This is a genomic window from Bacteroidota bacterium (assembly GCA_016715945.1).
In the GTDB taxonomy this organism is placed as follows: domain Bacteria; phylum Bacteroidota; class Bacteroidia; order Bacteroidales; family F082; genus JALNZU01.
Genome location: JADJXJ010000003.1, coordinates 524,030 through 542,646 on the forward strand (window position 1 = coordinate 524,030; position 18,617 = coordinate 542,646).

Genomic DNA, 18,617 nt, shown 5'->3' on the forward strand with positions numbered 1-18,617 from the left:
TTTGGTGGCGAACCAGTTGAAAGCCATAAATGTATGATCAGAGGCTTGTTACTACCGGTAATTGTTTTTTGTCTGTGTCTGAATCTCTCAGGCCGGGCACAGCAGGCTGAAACCGGTAAAAGGCACTGGCTCACCCCTTCGGACACACTTCATAAACCCAGGCTCAGGTTTATTGTCGGAGCCACGGCGGTAGCCTACACCGGAGTTTTTTACGGGCTTAATGAATTGTGGTACAAGGGGTATCCGCGCAGTTCGTTTCGCTGGATCAACGATGGGGGCGAATGGCTGCAGCTCGACAAGGCCGGCCATGCCATTACGCCTTATCAAACCTCGCGGCTGTATGCCGGTGCATTGCGCTGGGCAGGCGTTGAACCGCGTAAAGCCGCACTTTATGCGGGTATTTCGATGTTCATGGCTTCGAACACGATTGAAGTTTTCGACGGATTTTCGGCCCAATGGGGCGCCTCGGCCTGGGATATTGTGGCCAATTTTACCGGCGCCGGTTTGATGACCGCCCAGGAACTGTTGTGGCAGGAACAGCGAATTGCACTCAAGCTCAGCTTCTCGTTTGTTGACTATCCGCCCGGGCCGCTTCACGACCGTGCCCGACACCTTTATGGCACTTCTTTCATACAGCGGGCCATCAAGGATTATAATTCCATTAACATCTGGCTCAGCGTGAATCCGGCATCCTTCGGGATGAATATGGGAAAGCTGGGATGGCTCAACCTGGCCGCTGGCTATTCTATCGATAATGTGTATGGCGGTTACTCCAACATCTGGACCGATAAAAACGGACAACAACACGATTACAGTCACGTGCAGCGCACCCGCCAGTTTTATCTTTCGCCCGATATTGATTTCACGCGCATTCCGACAAACTCGCCCGAATTGAAAACCTTGTTTCAGGTGCTCAATGTGTTTAAGCTGCCAGCGCCGGCCCTGGAATTCAACAGCCGTGGCGAGGTCAACTGGCACTGGTTAAGATGATGAAAACCAATTGAAAAAAACAATATGACAAAAGAATCGCGTCTGATGAGCGGCACCATACTGCTCACTGTTCCGACCATAATTTTTGGCGGCAACTTTCTGCTGGGTTTGTTATCGGGCGGATATCCCGAGCTGGAACTCACCGATTTTCAACAGGCTATGTTCCGCGCAGGCCATGGTCATGCCGGGGTACTGGTCATTCTTTCGCTCATGGCTCAGTACTTTGTTGACCAGACCGATTTGTCGAATCGTTGGCGCTGGATTGTCAGGGTTGGCTTCCCGACGGCGGCCATCCTGGTCAGTGGCGGTTTTTTTGCGGCTGCAGCCGGCAATGCGCGGACCGAACCCAACGATTTTGTGGTCATCCTCTATCTGGGTATGGCTGTCCTCGTAACCTCACTTATTGCCCTGGGTATCGGGCTGGTAAGGTCAAAAGCAGAATAGCGCCTTACTCCGGCCGCAAACGCAAAAACAGGCCCGGACCTTCGGTGAGGGCATACAGATACCCATCCGGTCCCTGACGGATGTCGCGGAAACGGGCGAATCCCTCCAGGATTTTCTCGTGATGGATTGCCTTATTGTTTTCAAAAACAAGCCTTTGGATGTGCATTCCTGCCAAAGCACCCACGAGCAGGTTGTGCTTCCAGTTCGGATATAAATCGCTGGTAACGAAGGTCATGCCACATGGCGCGATGGATGGCACCCAATAGTGGGTAGGGTCAACCATGCCGGGCAGGCTGGTGTCGTTGCTGATTATGGTGCCGTTGTAATTGATGCCGAAAGTGGCTTTGGGCCAGCCATAGTTGGCGCCCTTTTGTTCAATGTTAACTTCGTCACCACCACGCGGGCCGTGTTCATGTGTCCAGAGTTGTCCGGTGACAGGGTGCAATTGCATCCCCTGGATATTGCGGTGGCCATAGGTCCAGATCTCAGGTTTGGCATTTTCTACCCCAACAAAAGGGTTGTCGGCCGGGATGCTGCCGTCGGCATGCAGGCGCATCACTTTGCCATTGTGGTTATCAAGCCGCTGTGCATTGTCCATCTCGCCCCGGTCGCCTATCGGGAAATAGAAAAGGTCGTCGTTTTCGAAAACTATTCTGCAGCCAAAATGGAACTGCAACGAGGTGAGCGGGCTGCCCCGGAAGAGCTCCTGCAGGTCGGTCAGCCTGTTGCCATCGAGCCGGGCACGGGCAATGGCCGTATTTCCCACATTGCCTTCGTTGGTGGAATAAGCGAGATAAATCCATCCGTTTTCTCCGTACGAAGGATGCAGTACCACGTCCAAAAGTCCGCCCTGACCATGTGCCCAGATGCGCGGCAATCCACTGATGGGTTCGGGCAGCAGTCTGCCATCCTGAAAAACACGCAACCTGCCGGGTCGCTCAGCGATTAATATCCGGCCATCGGGCAGAAAGGCCATGCTCCAGGGATTCTCCAGCCCTTCGGCCAGGATTTCAGGGGTTATTTTGTGCGTGGCCTCCGGTGAAACAGGCCGGTTGCTGCCCTTTTGCTCGGCACAGGCACTCAGCCAGAACATCAGTGCCAAGATGATAAACTGTTTCATAATCCGCTTTTTTTCAAAAGTATTCTTTCTGCAGTGAAGATAAACATCTTATCAAGTCAAAGGTTTGCAAAATCATTTTTTGGGTAAATTGCGTTTTTCAACATCAAATGCGTAACGTATTAATAATCAGCTTTGTCTTTCTTGTGCTTGCGATTTCACTGCAGGCGCAGAAACCACAGGAATTCGTTGCTTTGAGCTGGAACATCCGGCTCGATACTCCCTACGATGGGGCCAATGCATGGGCGTACAGGAAGGAAGGTTTTTGCAATCACCTCAAAGCGGTGGATGCAGATGTATATGGTTTTCAGGAAGTGCTGCACAACCAGCTGCTTGATTTGAAAGCTTGTCTGAATGGTTACAATTTTGTGGGTGTGGGCCGCACGGATGGCAAAACCGCCGGGGAGTATTCGCCCTTGTTTTACCGCGCGGAAAGGTTTGATTGTATTGAAAGCGGAACCAAATGGCTTTCTCCTGCGCCCGACCAGCCGGGATCGGTTGGCTGGGATGCTGCCCTTGAACGCATTGTCACATATGCCCGGCTGGTTGACAGGCTTTCGGGCGACACCTTGATGGTGATGAACACCCATTTCGACCATGTCGGTCAGAAAGCGCGTGAGCAAAGCGCTTTGTTGCTGATGTCATTTTGGCAGCAACTTGCCGGCAAAGGTCCGGCTGTCATAATGGGGGACATAAACTCAGATATACAAAACCCTGCATATCAGGTATTTATGGGCGCCGGTCTGGAAGATGCCAGGCAGGTGGCCGGTCAGCAGGAGGCTATGCAGGCCACTTACACCGGATTTGATGACGACCCAGCCAATGATGCACTCATCGATTTCATCTTTCATTCAGCACATTACTGTGCATTGGCTTACCAGGTGCAACCGGTGAACCATGGCGGGAGCTATCTTTCGGATCATCTTCCGGTGGTGGCCAGGATGAAACGGATAGCGAAGTAGTGGCAATCCTGAGGGCACAAAAAAAGCTGCCCGAAGGGGGCAGCTTTTTTTGTTAAAGTCGTTTTTCAAGTTCTTTGTACACCAGGGCGCTTGCGCCAACAATGGCTGCATCGCCCGGCTTGAGTTGGGAAGGCAATACCTTGATTTTGTTTTTAAATGTGGGCAGAAGGTGTTTTTCCATGCTGTCGATGGCAGGCCTGAAAATGTAGGCTCCTGCAGCAGTTGGGCCGCCGAAAAGGAAAATGGCCTCAGGGCTGGTATGATGTGCGGTGATGGCCAGTCCCTGACCCAGCCATTGCCCGGTGAGCTCGAAAACTTCCTGTGCCACCTTGTCGCCTTTTTCGGCCGATTCGAAGATGAATTTCGAGCTGAGTTCGTTAAAGGAAAAATTGGCCAGCGGACTGTTGGTGGCATTGTATTTGGCCAGCAGTTCGAGAGCAGTGCGTTTCATGCCGGGGGCTGAGCAATAGGCTTCGAGGTGGCCATAACCTCCACAGCCGCAGAGCCTGCCGCCGGGAATGATGGTCATGTGGCCGCATTCGCCGGCAAATCCGTCGTGCCCATAGACCAGGTCGCCGTTTACGACCACGCCGCTACCAACGCCCGTGCCCAGGGTGTACACTACAAAATCTTTCATGCCTTTGGCTCCGCCGTAGATCATCTCGCCAATCGCGGCAGCATTGGCATCGTTGGTGATGGCGATGGCTTTCATCTCGGGCAGACGTTCCTCAATCAGCTTTACCATGGGCACTACCCCCTTGAATGAGAGGTTAGGGGCCTGTTCGATGTTACCCGTGTAATAGTTGGCGTTTGGGGCGCCTATGCCAATGCCCAGCACTTCGATGGAGGGGTTCAGGCCTTCCACGGCATTGAGCAACTGCCGGATCGAACCCACCATATCATCGATAAACATATTTACGTTTCCGTGTCCGGGCGTGGGAATGGTCTCTTTGACCAGTACTTTGCCGTCGCGATCCACCACCCCTATAGCGGTGTTTGTGCCGCCTATGTCAATACCAATGGCTACCGTTTTCATGGCTCTGATAATATTTTATGATCTCACTTTGTGTCCTTTTACTGCGTAGTAGAATATGTACAGGTAGCACAAGGCCGGCACAAGAAAAGCCCAGGTGTAACCTGCACTGTCGGCAATGGCTCCCATGATGGGCGGAATGATAGCACCCCCGAAAATGAGGGTGTTGATCAGTCCCGAGGCGCCGCTAAGTTCAGCTTTGCTGAGGTTGCTCACTGCAAGCGAAAAGATGTTGGGGAACATGATGGAATTGAACAGTCCGATAGAAATTACGGACCAAAGCGCTACATGACCTGTGGAGAGGCTGGTGGAGATGTCGAGCAAAGCTGCCATGAGTGCGAAAATGGCCAGGGTGCGTGCAGCCTGACCCTTGCCAATCTGCATGATGCCGAAGTTGACCAGGGCAATCAGGGCAAAAATGAGTCCGATATTCCAGCTCCAGTTGGTGACAAACGATCCGGAGATGAGCGCCAGGATGAGTACAGGCACTGCATACGACAGTTTTTTGCTGATGTGCATGTCGGAAAACATGAACGAACCAAAGAACCTGCCAATCATGGCCCCACCCCAATAGATGGCGGCATAGGTTGAGGCTTCTTCGGCCGTGAAACCTGCGCTGTTTTTAAGATAGTTGACAATAAGGCCGGCATTGCCTACCTCAGCCCCGACGTACACAAAGATGGCGATGGCTCCGAGCACAACATGAGGATATTGCCACACACTCTTTTTCTCGGTTTTCTCGACCACGATTGCAGGTAGTTTCAGCGCAAAGATGACCACAGCCACAAGCATCACAAGGGCACCCATGATGATAAAAGGCATGGGTACACGCTGGGCAGCCACAGTTGCATCCTCAGGAAACTGCAGACCTTTGAAGATGGCCACGGCAATGAGCCAGGGGGCAATCATGGTGGCAATGGAGTTGAGCGCCTGGGTGAGGTTGAGCCTTCCCGAAGCCGTGGATTCAGGCCCGAGGGCAATCACATACGGATTGGCAGCTACCTGAAGAAATACGACACCGACTGCCAGAATGAAGGTGGCAGCCAGAAACAAACCAAAAGAGGGCAGGCTCGAGGCAGGAATGTAAATAAAACTTCCCAGCGACATCAGCACCAGGCCTGCAATCACAGTGCCTTTGTATCCGATACGGTCGATGATCTTCCCTGTGGGAATGGACATAATCAGGTATGCCAGAAAAAATGCAGAGGTGAGGAGCTGGGCAGCAAACTCGCTGAGTTTGAAGATTTCCTTTACAGGGGCACTCAGTGTAACGATAAATGTGGTTGCAAATCCAAAAATGAAAAAAATGGCCCCAAAGGCGGTCAGACCAATGGCCATACTGTTGTTCTTTTCTTTCATGCTGGTATTTGGTTTTTAATGATCAATCAGCCCGGGCGTTCCGGATACAAACACTATTGCAGCAAATGTATGAAATTAGTCAGAAGTTTTTTCCAAAAACACAAAAGCCGCTGGAGGGCGGCTTTTGATGATTGCAGACAGGGTGTTAACCCACCAGAAAGTCGAAGACATTGCTGATTTTCTTCATTTCAGTTTTGTAAAGCTCCGTGTAGGTGCATCTTTTGCAGCTTATGCTGGTAAACTTCCGGTTCTGAATGTTGAAAATCTTGGTGAGCATGCTGCCAGCGGCGTAAATTTCGCCCAGCTCATGCTGGTTGTGTCCGCATTTCGGGCAGGTGAATCTTATTGTTTTCATGATTCTGGATTGGAGGTGTTCGGTTGTTCATCGGGTGCGTCGTTTCTCAATCTTCCGGCCTGTTGCAGTGCGCGGGCAACTATCCACTCGAGCTGACCGTTGGTGCTGCGGAACTCGTCGGCAGCCCATTTCTCCACTGCGGCAAGCAGTTTTTCGTCAATACGAAGCACAAATGCTTTGCGGGCCATGGTTTACTGATAGATTGAACCCGTGTTCAACACCGGTGTGGCTTCTTTATCGCTGCAAAGCACCACCATCAGGTTGCTGACCATGGTGGCTTTTTTGTCTTCGTCAAGTTCAACGATCTTTTTGTCCGACAGCTGCTCGAGGGCCATTTCGACCATGCTTACCGCACCCTCCACAATTTTATACCTGGCGGCAATGATAGCCGTGGCCTGCTGGCGCTTAAGCATGGCCTGGGCAATTTCCTGTGCGTAGGCGATGTAGTTGATGCGTGCCTCGATGACCTCAACCCCGGCAAGATGCAGACGCTCGGCTATTTCGTTCTCCAACTGATGATTTACTTCCTGCCCGCCTGCCCGCAGGGTGATCTCGGCATCCTCGTTCTCAAAATTATCGTAGGGATACAATCCGGCCAGCTTGCGCAGTGCAGCTTCGCTCTGAACCACCACAAAATGTTCGTAATCGTCAACCGCAAAGGCCGCCTTGAACGTGTCGTGCACCCGCCAGACCAACACCAAGCCGATCATGATCGGATTGCCGATTTTGTCGTTCACCTTGATGGCTTCGCCGTCGAAGTTTCTTGCCCGGAGCGAAATAAGTTTGCGCATGAAGAATGGGTTGAACCAGAAAAAACCATTGGTTCGGATGGTGCCTGCATACTTTCCGAAAAGCGTAAGCACACACGATTGGTTGGGATTGACCACCTGAAGGCCGATGCTGATGAAAATGCCTGCCGCTATGCCGATTACCCACCAGGGATTGGAGGTGCGCACCAGCATGACAATTGCGCCTACGACCAGCGCCAAGGCCAGAAGCAAAAACAGATAACCCGAATAAGGTTTGAATTCTTTTTCCATTTGATTTGATATTAAAATGATGTCACAAAGATATAATAATATCATCTTTTTGTCAATAGTTTTAGATGTGATTTGCTTCAGGCTTTACCATTTTTTAAAGGTGCCGCAACCAATGCTTAGCAAAAACTTAACTATTTTTGACATCAAATTGAATATCAGAACGATGAAAGAACTGATAGTGGTCAGGCATGCCAAGTCGTCGTGGGAACATGCCGGCCTGGCCGACCATGAGCGCCCGTTGCTCGAAAAGGGTAAGAAGCGTACCCGAAAGATAATCAACTACTTACAAGAGCAGGGGGTAAAGCCTGATTTTATCCTGACAAGTTCGGCGCTCAGGGCGCGCGAAACGGCCAACTACATCGCCATCGGACTTGGTTTGGACAAAGGTTTGATGAAGGTTGACCCGGCATTGTATCATGCCGATGCAGAGCAGCTTCTGGCGCAGTTCGACGACCTTTCGGATACGTTCAACTCGGTGATGCTTGTGGGTCATAACCCAGCCCTGACCAATTTCGTCAATTTTTTCCTGGTGCCTCCTATCGACTGGCTGCCCACTTCGGGCGTAGTGGCATTGCAATTCGACACCGAGCATTGGGATGAGATACGCACGGCGCCCCGCTCGGTTCGTTTTGTGATTTTCCCCAAGCTGGTCTGATTTTTTTCAGGAAGCCTCAACACCAACCCATTGCTCAAAACACCTGTTGTGAAAGACATACCTACAATCAACCGCGAGGTAAGCTGGCTGCATTTCAACGCCCGTGTGCTTCAGGAAGCTATGGACGAGGGCAACCCCTTGTTCGAGCGCCTGCGTTTCATTGGCATTTATTCGAACAACCGGGATGAGTTTTTCCGGGTAAGGGTGGCCACCCTGCGACGTCTCAAGGAGCTTCAGAAGAAAGGTGGCGAAGGCCTTGATTTCGACCCTGGCAGGGTGCTCAAACAAATACGCCGCATTATCGATGAGCAGGAAAGTGCTTACATGAGCACTTACCTGAAAATCAGGGAACAACTGCGAAATCACGGCATCTTTATTACCGAATATGGTGAGCTTGATGAGCGGCTGGTTGCCAAGGTGAAGGATTATTTTGCCGAGGTGGTGCGGCCCAACCTTTTCCCGATTATGATCAGCGGGCTCAAGAGCGTCGAGGGTCTCAGGGATAGTTCAATCTACCTTGTAGTGAGGTTATCAAGTTCCAAAGGGATAATGCCCGTCGATTATGCCCTGGTCAAGGTGCCCACTTCCCGCCTGAGCCGTTTTTTTATCATTCCCGAAGGCGATCAATACCATGTGGTGTTGCTCGACGATGTGATCCGTTACAACCTGGGCGAGATCTTCCTGCCTTTCGGATACGACACTTTCCAGGCATACTCCACCAAGTTTACCCGGGATGCCGAGCTCGATATGGAAAACGATGTTTCGAAGAGCTTTATCGAAATCATGGCCGAGAGCCTGAAACAGAGAAAGCGCGGCGTTCCGGTGCGTTTCATCTACGACCGCAATATGCCTGCCGAGCTGCTCGACATGGTGTTGCGCAAGTTTAAGATCAACAAAAAAGACATCCTGATTCCCGGCTGGAAATATCACAACTTCCGCGATTTCATGTCGTTTCCGCGCATTGGTCCCGAAAAGCTCTGGGATATCCCCATGACCCCCCTGAGGCATCCTGACCTTCCGCCCTACAAGTCCATTTTCAGTGTCATCCGGCAGAAGGACATCATGTTGCATTTCCCTTATCAGACCTTCATGCACATCATCGACCTGCTGCGCGAAGCCTCTATCGATCCCAAGGTACGCAGCATCAAGATGACACTATACAGGGCTGCGCGCGACTCGAATGTGATCAATGCCCTGGTGAATGCTGCCCGCAATGGCAAATCGGTGACCGTGTTTCTTGAGATCCAGGCCCGCTTCGACGAAAAGGCCAACATCCAGTGGTCAGAAAAACTGCTTGAAGAAGGCGTCAAAGTCATCAAGACCATACCCGGACTCAAGGTGCACAGCAAACTTCTGCTGATCCGCAGGCGCGAGGAGGGGGGCGATGTGTGGTATTCGAACATCAGCACGGGCAATTACAACGAATCAACCGCAAAGATTTATGCCGACGACAGCCTGCTCACATGCAATCCCCAGATAGGTTACGATGTGGGGCAGATGTTCAAGCTCTTCGAAGCGCCATACACCCCACCTCAGCTCAATAAGCTCATCATCTCGCCTTACCAGACCCGCAAATTCTTTCTCAAGCTGCTCAATCAGGAAATCCGCAACGCCCGCGCCGGCAAACCAGCCTGGGCCATCTTGAAAATGAACAGCCTGGTGGACAACAAGCTGGTGGAAAAGCTTTACCAGGCATCGCAGGAAGGTGTCAAAATCCAGCTAATCTGCCGCGGCATTTGCGTTTTGGTTCCCGGATTGCCAGGGCTGAGCGAAAACATCGAGGTTATCAGCATTGTGGACCGTTTTCTGGAGCACAGCAGGGTGTATGTGTTTGGCAACAACAACCAGCCGCAGGTGTTCATTTCGTCGGCCGACTGGATGGTGCGCAACCTCGATCACCGCTTCGAAGTGGTTTGTCCGGTGGAAGATCCCGGGCTTAAAGAAGAACTCATCGATATGCTCCGCATCCAGCTCAGCGACAACCAAAAAGCACGGCTTATCAATGGTGAAGAAGTGAACATGTATCGCAAGCCAGCTGAAAACGAAGCTCCTGTACGCTCGCAGATCAGTATCTACAATTATCTCGAAGTGCGGGGAAAGAAAAGCGACAGGGAATGAGACCCGGCAGTTGATGTTCAGATGTTATGCACAAGGCTGAAAAGACAGCGTCCAGTCAAGCCATCGACCGACTGAACACATTAAAATCGTATTATTGAGAACAATAAGACAACAGCAAAAGTGAAACAAAGATTATACATAGACACATCAGTATTCGGGGGGCACTTTGACGAAGAGTTCAAATGCATACTATTCCTCTGTTTGACAGAATCAAAAGAGCAGAATTTATAATTCTATACTCGATAGTTACACAAGTAGAACTTGAAAACGCACCTGAAAATGTAAAAGAACTTGTAGAAAGTCTAAGAGTTGACTTGACAGAGTTTCTTGAAATAACAGAGGAAGCAATTGATTTGGCGACTGAATACATTACTGAAAAAGTTGTGGGACAAACTAGTTATGCCGACTGCTTGCACATAGCCTTAGCTACGATAAACCATGCTGACTTTTTAGTAAGTTGGAACTTCAAACACATAGTTAACATTGAAAGAATAAAGGGTTACAACTCAATCAACATTAAGAACGGCTACAAGCAATTAGAAATACGTTCACCAAGAGAATTTGAAAAATATGAAGACGACTGAAAAAACATTTGACGCAGTAAAATTTATGCGTCAACAAAGAGACAAATTGAGCGAGATGTTATCTAAGATGACAAAAGAAGAAATCTTAGAATACTTCAAGAAACGCAAGACACAGACAACAATTAAGCCCTGTGCATAACAGCACCTACCCGCAAGTGGCAGTGAAGTGGTTAAATCAAGTATAGAGCTTCTATCAAAGTTTGTGCTTGGTTGACAGTGAATTGCTTCGAAATCGCCACCTGCGGGTAGCTGCAAAACGTTTTGTTGCAGACGGTGGCGTAGGTCTGGAATCAGTAAGAATTTCCTGAAATGCTTGATGGGTCAACCCATCCAGGGGAGGAGTCATCCGTGGGATATTCGCTTAGTTGTCTGATATAAGTTTGCTGCATTAAGGCACAAAGATCCACATGCGGGAAGAAGCCGGTCTGCTATTTTGCCTCAACAAGCCCTTCGTGTATGAGCCTTGCCGCCCGGGCTGAGGCGCCAGGGCCACCCAGTTTTTGGCGCAGTTCCGCGTAGTTGTTGAGCATTTCATTCCGGTGCGGGCCATCGAGGATTTGCGTGAGTTCGGCTGCCAGATTCTGGGGATTGAGCTCATCTTGAATGAGTTCCTTCACAATCTCGCGTCCCATGATCAGGTTGACCAGTGAGATAAATTTCACCTTGACCAGCCGGCGTGCGATTGCGTACGATATGGGATTGGCCATGTAGCACACCACCTGTGGTACATTGAACAGGGCTGTTTCGAGGGTGGCTGTGCCACTGGTCACCAGCGCAGCCCTGGCGTGGGCCAGCAGCTGATAGGTCTGACCGAAGACCAGACCGACCAGGCTACCTTTCAGGAGATTTTGATAAAAGTCGGCGCTCATGCCAGGTGCACCTGCCACCACAAACTGGTATTCAGGAAATTGCTCGCTCACCTTGAGCATCACCGGCAGTTTGGTTTTTATTTCCTGCTTGCGGCTGCCGGGCAGCAGCGCCACGATGGGTTTCTGCCCCAGTTTGTTGTTGTCAATAAAGTTGATGTCGGGCACAAATCCGTTCAATGCATCAAGCAGGGGGTGACCAACAAATTCCACATTCACACCAAACTGCTTGTAAAAATCCTGTTCAAACGGCAGGATGACCAGCATCTGGCTGACCACGCGGCGAATGGTGTGCACGCGCGACTGTTTCCATGCCCACACCTGAGGCGAGATGTAATAGATAACGCGGATGCCGTGGCTGTGGGCAAAGCGGGCTGTATGCAAATTGAAGCCGGGATAATCCACAAGAATCAGTGCATCTGGTTGAAAGCTCAGGATTTCCCGCTTAGCCAGCTGGATGTTTTTCCAGATGGTACGGATATTTCGGGCCACTTCAATAAATCCCATAAATGCCAGGTCGCGGTAATGTTTCACAAGTTCGGCGCCTTGAGCCTCCATCAGGTCGCCGCCCCATGCCCTAATACGTGCCTGTGGGTCAATAGCCTTGATGGCTTTTATCAGGTTCGAGGCGTGCAGGTCGCCCGAAGCTTCTCCGGCGATGATGTAGTATTTCATAGGCTTTGCGGGCTGAAATATGCTATTTGAGCAACAGGAATGCAGCAAGCATGGTAAGGAAGGTTACCAGCAAAATGCCCCGCCCTGTGCGATCGGCTTTGCGGTTGAGGAAAAAAATACGCATGGCAATGACACCAGGAACCAGCGATAGCAGCAGGATGGAGCGATCGGAGTTCAGCCAGTAGGGGATGTGCTCCATCAACGATCTGAGTGCCAGTAATATGCCTGAGGTTAAAGCGATAAACACCAGGCCCAGGACCAGCCCGTTCACGAAGCTATCTCCGGTGAATAATGTTTTCATGAATTGGGCTTTTGCAAGAACAACTCATTGAGATCCCATGCCTTGAGCATGTCGATTGCTTTGAAAGCAGTAAGGTCGTATTGTACAGGTACCACCGAGATGTAATTGTTTTCGAGGGCCCACTGGTCGGTATCCTCGGCTTTGTCGTCGTTTTCGAAACGTCCTGTAAGCCAGTGGTATTCCGCGCCGCGGGGATCTTGGCGCGAGTCGAATTCTTCCACCCAGCGGGCGTGCGACTGTCGGCATATCCGGATGCCTTTAGGGGGGACGGTGCTGGCCGGAGGAATGTTCACATTGAGGCAGATACCTTGGGGTAATCCTTTTTCGAGCACCTGTCGTGCAATCACCTGCACAAATTCATCCACATGGCTCATATCGGCAGTGTGGCTCCAGTCGGCCAGGCTGTATCCAATGGCCGGGATATCGTCGATGCAGGCTTCGATCACAGCCGCCATGGTGCCCGAGTAGATGACGTTGATGGATGCATTCGAGCCGTGATTGATGCCCGAGACCACCAGGTCGGGTTTGCCGCGTAGCACCACCTGTTCGCCGAGTTTTACACAGTCCACGGGGGTGCCGTTGCAGATGTATTCTTCGTAATCAGGGCTTTTTGTTACTGTCTTGATTCTGAGCGGGGTGGTGATGGTGATGGCGTGTCCCATGCCCGACATGGGCTGCTCACCGGCCACAACCACCAGCCGCCCCAGGGGCTTCATCAGTTCGATAAGTTTGCGAAGTCCGGGAGCAAAATAGCCGTCGTCGTTGGTTACCAGTATGGTAGGTTTTTTGCTATTTGTTGTTTGCATTGTCGTTTTGGCTTTCGAGTTGGGTTACGCCGGCCGAGATGATGAACTTCATCACTTCGGTGGCCGGGGCATCCAGCGGTCTGACGTTTTCAGCTGGCACAATGAACAAATTGCCCGACCAGGCGTAAGAGTGGGGCAAATATACGGCTACCATGTGGTCGGGAATGCCAAGAAATGCTAAATCTTTGTTCGTGATGAAGCCTATCTTTTCGAGCTCATAGCCTTTGCCCACTTTGACCAGCACGGGTTCGTTGAAGCGTTTTTTCTGTCCCACAAAGGCCTCAATGAGGTCTTTGAATGCGGTGTAAATAATTTTGATCAGGGGCGTGGTCGAGAGGAATTTGTCGAGTTGTTGCAAGAGGGGCTTGAAAAGGATGGTTGTGCCCAGAAACCCGGCCAGGGTTACTGTAATGATAAGGGCCAACACACCCAGTCCCGGGATATGCACCTTGAGGAGGTCGTCGAGCAGGCCGATCAGCAGGCCGTCGATCCAGTTGAAAGTGGCTTTGAGACCCCACACCGTCAGGGTGACCGGGGCCACATAAAGGAGGCCTTGAAAGAAATAGTTCATTAACCTGCGCGAGAGACTGCGTTTCATTTGCCTGGGTTTTATTTTGTTGCTGTATTATCCGAAATGTTTCAATGCCTGGTAAAGCTTATGTGTAGGCAGGCCCATCACATTAAAAAATGAGCCCGCCACGGATGCAATGCCCACATAACCAATCCATTCCTGAATGCCGTAGGCGCCGGCTTTGTCGAATGGCTTGTAGGCATGCACGTAATAGTCTATTTCATCCTTGTCGAGCGGCATGAACTCCACTTCCGAAACATCGCTTTCGGTGAGTATTTTCGTGGCACTGCGCAAAGTAAAACCTGTGACCACCAGGTGCCTGCGCCCTTGCAGCATATTGAGCATTTGCCGGGCATGTGCCGTGTCGCCGGGTTTGTTCAGGATCTGTCCATCCACAATCACTACCGTATCCGCTGTGATGAGCAGGAAATCTTTGGGCAATTCGTTGTCCGGGTAAGCAAGCGATTTTTTCCGGCTGAGGTAAGGCGCCACTTCCACAGGAGGCATATCCGAGGGGAAACTTTCGTCGCAATCGTTTGTAAATACCTCGAAATCAATATCCATGCCGCCAAGAAGCTGTTGTCGCCTGGGCGATTTGGAGGCCAGTATGATGCGGTAATTTTTAAGGTGATCAAGCATGAGGAAGCACAAATAATAAAGAAAGCAGCCCGGCAACCATCAGTATTTTCGACAAGAAGGAGGCCTGGCTGTAATGCACGGGCAGGTTGGCTAGTGCCAGGCGGGCCAGCAGCAGCAAAGCAATGGCCAGCGCCAGGAACAAAAAGATCATGGCTTGCGTATAGTGCTGGATGTAAAGGATATACTGCCAGAATCCAATCATGAAGATGAGTGTGGTCAGCAACGCGATGCTCAGGTTTTTGGCCGGCAAAATGCCGTAAACCACCGGAAAGGTGCGGCATCCGCCTTTGGCATCGCCTTCCAGGTCTTCGATGTCTTTGATGACTTCGCGGAGCATGCTTGCGAGCAGGGCAAACATGGTGTAAGCCATCACAAAGCCGGTGATCTCGGGCATAACATCTATGGCTTGGGCAAACTTTTCAGGTTGTTGCGATAAAGCAAAAAATTCAACGATCCAGACCATGGCAAGCACAAAGGCAGTGGCAAACGAAACAACCAGGTTGCCAACGAGCACCATGCGTTTGTAGCGTTTTGAATAGAACCACAACGCGCCGGCCATCACCGGAAATATGGCCCCGGTGGGCAAGCTGCCGATTTTCCAACCGATGTAGAGCCCGATCAGGCTGCCTGTCGCAGTGGTACCGTAATAAAGTTTGTAGGCCATCGACATGCTGAGGGTGCGGGTCACAATCATTTTGTCCGGTTTGTTCAGCCGGTCCACGTCGATATCCATGATGTCGTTGATGATATAGCCCCCTGAGGCGATGAGCAGGGTGGCAATGGCACACAGCAGGAAAAGGATACCGGTATCGGTTGGCGCAATACCGGCCATGGCTAGCCGGGGGACAATTACCATATGGCGCAGCAGCATCATGGCAAGGAGCATGATGAGCAGGTTGGGCCAGCGTATCAGTTGCAGGTATTTCATAATCAATAGATTACCAATGGTGGGCTTCGTCGGTCATCCAGCGGCCCTGCACTTTGAGCACCTGTTCGATGATATCGCGCACACATCCATGGCCACCGGGATATCGGCTGATATACACGCTGATGCGTTTTATTTCTTCGGCAGCATCGGAGGGACAAACCGGCACGCCGGCCAGTTTCATCGGCCTGTAATCGGGGATGTCGTCGCCCATATAGACCACTTGTTCAGGTTGGATATGGTGTTGCTGCAAAAACTGTTCAAAAACTTCGAGTTTGTTGCTCACGCCCAGAAAAACGTTTTCGATGTTCAGCGACTCGAAGCGGCGAAGCATGGAGGGCGAGTAGCCTCCGGAGATGATGGCGATGTGGTAGCCCAGTTTGCGGATCAGCTGTAGGGCATACCCGTCTTTCACGTTGGCTGTGCGCAGGGGTTCTCCGTCGTTGTTGAGAACAATCACCCCATCGGTCATCACGCCGTCGTAATCGAAAACAAAGGTGTTGATGTTTCGTAGCAGGGATTTGTAGTTGCTCATGCGTTGTCGGGATGGTAGGTTTCCAGAATATATTGGGTGATCAGATGATAAATGGCTTTTTCGCGGGGGAGTGCATCGAGTTGATTCAAGTGGTTTTGTATGGCCTGCAGGTCGCCGCGCCGGGCCGGACCTGTCTGGGCCTTGGATGGAGGCATGTTGGTAGCTTTTTGGGCAGTTTCGAGAATGAGCGGATGTAAAAGGCTGAAGTACAGTCCGTCTTTCTCCAATAGTCCGGCGCTTATGGCGTAGAGTGCATTGACAAAATTGCAGGCAAAAACGGCAGCCAGATGCAGGCGCTTTCGCATGGCGTCGGTAGATTCGATTACATTCGAGCTGAGTCCGGAAGCTATTTCTTTAAGTGTTTGCAGGTCAGCTGTTTTGTTGGCCTGCACAAAGATTGGCACGTTTTTGAGCGACACTTCCCTGTTGTCCGAAAAGGTCTGAAGCGGATAAAACACGCCGTGACGATCGTGCTGCGCCGACAGCAGATGGCCCGGAAGACTGCCTGCCACGTGCACCACAATACCGGAAACTGTGCCCAGCCGTGCAGAAACTTCAGTCACTGCATCGTCGGATACGGCAATAAAATATACCCCCGCCGACCGGGGGAGCTGCTCAGGCTGTTCAACCCAATGGGTTTCCAACAATTGTGCAAGCTCGGCCGCTTTGCTATGGTTTCTGCCCCAAACTGCATCAATGGCTACGCCATTCCGCAGGAGCGCAACACCTAAAGCTTTGGCCACTTTTCCCGTTCCGAGGATTACTGCCTGCATAGGGCCAATTGACTGCAATTCATATTTTTGCACGAAATTACAATTTTTTGGGCTGAACCCCGGGTAACTGAACAATCGCTATTGTGCACGGGTAATCAAACAATTTGGTTTCCTGTGTGTTTAGCAGGGTATTAGAATTATTTTATGTCAACATATTCCATAAAGGATCTGGAGCGATTAACAAATATCAAGGCACACACCTTGCGTATTTGGGAGAAGAGGTATGGGATTGTTGAACCTCCGCGTTCCGACACCAACATCCGCTATTATACCGACGAAGACCTGAAGAAACTGCTCAATGTGAGCATCCTCAACCGCCATGGCATCAAGATTTCGAAGATTGCCCGCATGAGCAATCAGGAAATCAACCAAAAAATCCTTGAAGTCATCAAGCCCGAATCGGACTACCTGAGCCAGATCGAAGGCATGGTGGTGGCCATGATTGAGCTCAACGAGGAACGTTTCGAACGCATTCTCAATCAGAGTATCATCAAAATTGGTTTCGAGGAAAGCCTGTATCATGTGGTCTATCCTTTTTTCGAAAAGGTAGGTGTGCTATGGCAAACGGGCACCATCAATCCTGCCCAGGAGCACTTTATCAGCAACCTGATCAGAATGAAGCTCTTTGTGGCCATCGACAGCCTGCCACGGGTGTACGACACCAATGCGCGGACCATTGTGCTCTTTCTACCCGAATGGGAGCTGCACGAGATTGGTTTGCTCACCTATTATTATCTGTCGCGCAAAAACGGTTACCGGGCCATCTATCTCGGACAGAATGTGCCGCTTCACGATTTGTTTTCGGTGACCCAGACGGCCAGGCCCGACGTATTGGCCACCTATTTTGTCTCGGCCATTACACAAACCGAGATGGAGGACTACATCAGGAGCTTGTCCGATTACTATGCTGATCAGCAAATACTTATCAGTGGAATCCAGGCTGCCGGCATCAAATTCGAACTGCCGGACAATGTGCGCACCGTGAGCTCGGCGCTCGAGTTTAAGCGGATGCTGAAAATGTTTGCCCGGAACTAAGCGAGCCTACTCGAAAGTGAACGAAAGCTGAAACACTTTGTTATTCAGCCTCGCAAGTGCCTGGCTGTACATATATTGGTCCTTGACCAGAATGTCCAGCAAACCATAGCTCATCTTTGCTTCTATGCCGAATTTGAAGTAAGGGGTGTAAAAATCAACCCCGGCCCCGGCTTCTGCAGCCAAATCGTGGCGATCAATCTTAACGGGCACATCATTATTCGAACTTTGGATCTTTTTTGTCGAAGCCATTTCGATGCTGTATTTGCCTCCGCAAAGTACATAGGCAGCAAAATTGTTGTGCCTGCTGGAGCGCCATTTTAGGTGCAGCGGGAAGTCCACGCTGGTGGAAGGCATGGTTTTTTGGATCTCGAAGATGCTTTTTTTATCGTCAACAGGTTCAATAAAGTAAGAAATACTGCGGTCGCCCAGGGCAAGCGTTGGGATGAAACGAAGATCGAAAAATTGGCCAAGCCGAAGGTTTCCGACGATGCCCACAGAGAATCCTGGAACTGGTTTAGTCTGTATCTCGTTGATTTTAAGGGTTGTAGCACTATAGTCTATATCAGGTGCCTCGGAACTTTTATCCCATACCATATCCTGATATCCATCCACAGGTTTCCATGTAAGCTGCATCTGGTTGGCAGCCAGGATGAAGCCAAAATGGTAGGGTTCGAGATCGAATTTCGGCAGGTTGACCACCGTGCGGCGCTGGGCCGCCAGATTCCCTGCCAGCAGCACAACAAGCAGGGCTGATAGTAATTTTCGCATTCTCCCGCTAATAGTTCAGGCTAATAAACGTAGGCCATTGGTATTTATTACACCCCTGGCATAAGC

General features: G+C 50.8%; 21 protein-coding genes and 1 pseudogene. 7 read left to right on the plus strand and 15 right to left on the minus strand.

The window, feature by feature from the left end:
- Positions 1 to 33: 33 nt before the first annotated feature.
- The gene (locus tag IPM52_12520) at positions 34 to 990 is read left to right on the plus strand and encodes a DUF2279 domain-containing protein (GenBank protein ID MBK9292433.1); all 957 of its coding nucleotides are present in this window, start codon (positions 34 to 36) and stop codon (positions 988 to 990) included.
- 24 nt (positions 991 to 1,014) lie between these two features.
- Positions 1,015 to 1,434 carry a hypothetical protein gene (locus IPM52_12525; GenBank protein ID MBK9292434.1) on the plus strand — a complete coding sequence of 140 codons (420 nt, stop codon included), beginning with the start codon at positions 1,015 to 1,017 and terminating at the stop codon, positions 1,432 to 1,434.
- 4 nt (positions 1,435 to 1,438) lie between these two features.
- On the opposite strand, the gene IPM52_12530 is transcribed toward IPM52_12525, so the two are convergent.
- On the minus strand, positions 1,439 to 2,554 hold the full coding sequence (locus IPM52_12530; protein ID MBK9292435.1) for a PQQ-dependent sugar dehydrogenase: 1,116 nt from the start codon (positions 2,552 to 2,554) through the stop codon (positions 1,439 to 1,441).
- A gap of 107 nt (positions 2,555 to 2,661) precedes the next feature.
- Here IPM52_12530 and IPM52_12535 point away from each other — a divergent pair, with 107 nt between their 5' ends.
- Positions 2,662 to 3,513, plus strand: coding sequence for an endonuclease/exonuclease/phosphatase family protein (locus IPM52_12535; GenBank protein ID MBK9292436.1), 852 nt, complete (start codon positions 2,662 to 2,664; stop codon positions 3,511 to 3,513).
- Positions 3,514 to 3,565: 52 nt separating this feature from the next.
- Here IPM52_12535 and IPM52_12540 read toward each other — a convergent pair whose 3' ends face one another.
- The 5 genes from IPM52_12540 to IPM52_12560 all read right to left on the minus strand — a co-directional run bounded on the left by IPM52_12540 (position 3,566) and on the right by IPM52_12560 (position 7,300).
- The gene (locus IPM52_12540) at positions 3,566 to 4,549 is read right to left on the minus strand and encodes an ROK family protein (protein MBK9292437.1); all 984 of its coding nucleotides are present in this window, start codon (positions 4,547 to 4,549) and stop codon (positions 3,566 to 3,568) included.
- Positions 4,550 to 4,564: 15 nt separating this feature from the next.
- The gene (locus tag IPM52_12545; protein ID MBK9292438.1) at positions 4,565 to 5,905 is read right to left on the minus strand and encodes an MFS transporter; all 1,341 of its coding nucleotides are present in this window, start codon (positions 5,903 to 5,905) and stop codon (positions 4,565 to 4,567) included.
- Between the two features lie 145 nt (positions 5,906 to 6,050).
- On the minus strand, positions 6,051 to 6,260 hold the full coding sequence (locus IPM52_12550; GenBank protein MBK9292439.1) for a zinc ribbon domain-containing protein: 210 nt from the start codon (positions 6,258 to 6,260) through the stop codon (positions 6,051 to 6,053).
- Positions 6,257 to 6,448, minus strand: a complete 192-nt coding sequence (locus IPM52_12555) for an Arc family DNA binding domain-containing protein (GenBank protein ID MBK9292440.1) — start codon at positions 6,446 to 6,448, stop codon at positions 6,257 to 6,259. The genes IPM52_12550 and IPM52_12555 overlap by 4 nt, the downstream gene beginning before the upstream one ends.
- Before the next feature lie 3 nt (positions 6,449 to 6,451).
- The gene (locus IPM52_12560) at positions 6,452 to 7,300 is read right to left on the minus strand and encodes an SPFH domain-containing protein (GenBank protein ID MBK9292441.1); all 849 of its coding nucleotides are present in this window, start codon (positions 7,298 to 7,300) and stop codon (positions 6,452 to 6,454) included.
- A gap of 163 nt (positions 7,301 to 7,463) precedes the next feature.
- Between IPM52_12560 and IPM52_12565 the strand changes: the two genes are divergently transcribed.
- The 3 genes and pseudogenes from IPM52_12565 (at position 7,464) to IPM52_12575 (ending at position 10,657) form a co-directional block, all read left to right on the plus strand.
- A complete protein-coding gene (locus tag IPM52_12565) occupies positions 7,464 to 7,955 on the plus strand; it encodes a histidine phosphatase family protein (GenBank protein MBK9292442.1) in 492 nt (163 codons plus the stop codon).
- A 48-nt stretch (positions 7,956 to 8,003) separates the two neighbouring features.
- A complete protein-coding gene (gene ppk1, locus IPM52_12570) occupies positions 8,004 to 10,073 on the plus strand; it encodes a polyphosphate kinase 1 (protein MBK9292443.1) in 2,070 nt (689 codons plus the stop codon).
- Positions 10,074 to 10,193: 120 nt separating this feature from the next.
- Positions 10,194 to 10,657: pseudogene (locus tag IPM52_12575) on the plus strand (PIN domain-containing protein).
- A 428-nt stretch (positions 10,658 to 11,085) separates the two neighbouring features.
- On the opposite strand, the gene lpxB reads toward IPM52_12575, so the two are convergent.
- From lpxB to IPM52_12615, 8 genes are read right to left on the minus strand one after another with little or no spacing between them, the layout of a single operon-like run.
- Positions 11,086 to 12,198 carry a lipid-A-disaccharide synthase gene (lpxB, locus tag IPM52_12580; protein MBK9292444.1) on the minus strand — a complete coding sequence of 371 codons (1,113 nt, stop codon included), beginning with the start codon at positions 12,196 to 12,198 and terminating at the stop codon, positions 11,086 to 11,088.
- Positions 12,199 to 12,220: 22 nt separating this feature from the next.
- Positions 12,221 to 12,499 carry a hypothetical protein gene (locus IPM52_12585; protein ID MBK9292445.1) on the minus strand — a complete coding sequence of 93 codons (279 nt, stop codon included), beginning with the start codon at positions 12,497 to 12,499 and terminating at the stop codon, positions 12,221 to 12,223.
- Complete coding sequence (gene surE, locus IPM52_12590) at positions 12,496 to 13,305, minus strand: 5'/3'-nucleotidase SurE (GenBank protein MBK9292446.1); 810 nt, start codon at positions 13,303 to 13,305, stop codon at positions 12,496 to 12,498. The genes IPM52_12585 and surE overlap by 4 nt, the downstream gene beginning before the upstream one ends.
- On the minus strand, positions 13,289 to 13,903 hold the full coding sequence (locus tag IPM52_12595; GenBank protein ID MBK9292447.1) for a DUF502 domain-containing protein: 615 nt from the start codon (positions 13,901 to 13,903) through the stop codon (positions 13,289 to 13,291). The genes surE and IPM52_12595 overlap by 17 nt, the downstream gene beginning before the upstream one ends.
- Before the next feature lie 27 nt (positions 13,904 to 13,930).
- Positions 13,931 to 14,515 (minus strand): septum formation protein Maf, encoded by a 585-nt coding sequence (gene maf, locus IPM52_12600; GenBank protein ID MBK9292448.1) that lies wholly within the window; start codon positions 14,513 to 14,515, stop codon positions 13,931 to 13,933.
- Positions 14,508 to 15,443, minus strand: coding sequence for a geranylgeranylglycerol-phosphate geranylgeranyltransferase (locus IPM52_12605; protein ID MBK9292449.1), 936 nt, complete (start codon positions 15,441 to 15,443; stop codon positions 14,508 to 14,510). The genes maf and IPM52_12605 overlap by 8 nt, the downstream gene beginning before the upstream one ends.
- Positions 15,444 to 15,453: 10 nt before the next feature.
- Positions 15,454 to 15,975 (minus strand): HAD-IIIA family hydrolase, encoded by a 522-nt coding sequence (locus IPM52_12610; GenBank protein MBK9292450.1) that lies wholly within the window; start codon positions 15,973 to 15,975, stop codon positions 15,454 to 15,456.
- Positions 15,972 to 16,748, minus strand: coding sequence for a DUF2520 domain-containing protein (locus IPM52_12615; GenBank protein MBK9292451.1), 777 nt, complete (start codon positions 16,746 to 16,748; stop codon positions 15,972 to 15,974). Before IPM52_12615 ends, IPM52_12610 begins: the two co-directional genes overlap by 4 nt.
- A 144-nt stretch (positions 16,749 to 16,892) precedes the next feature.
- On the opposite strand from IPM52_12615, the gene IPM52_12620 reads away from it, so the two are divergent.
- A complete protein-coding gene (locus tag IPM52_12620; protein ID MBK9292452.1) occupies positions 16,893 to 17,783 on the plus strand; it encodes a MerR family transcriptional regulator in 891 nt (296 codons plus the stop codon).
- Between the two features lie 6 nt (positions 17,784 to 17,789).
- On the opposite strand, the gene IPM52_12625 is transcribed toward IPM52_12620, so the two are convergent.
- Positions 17,790 to 18,551, minus strand: a complete 762-nt coding sequence (locus tag IPM52_12625) for an outer membrane beta-barrel protein (GenBank protein ID MBK9292453.1) — start codon at positions 18,549 to 18,551, stop codon at positions 17,790 to 17,792.
- Positions 18,552 to 18,617: the final 66 nt, after the last annotated feature.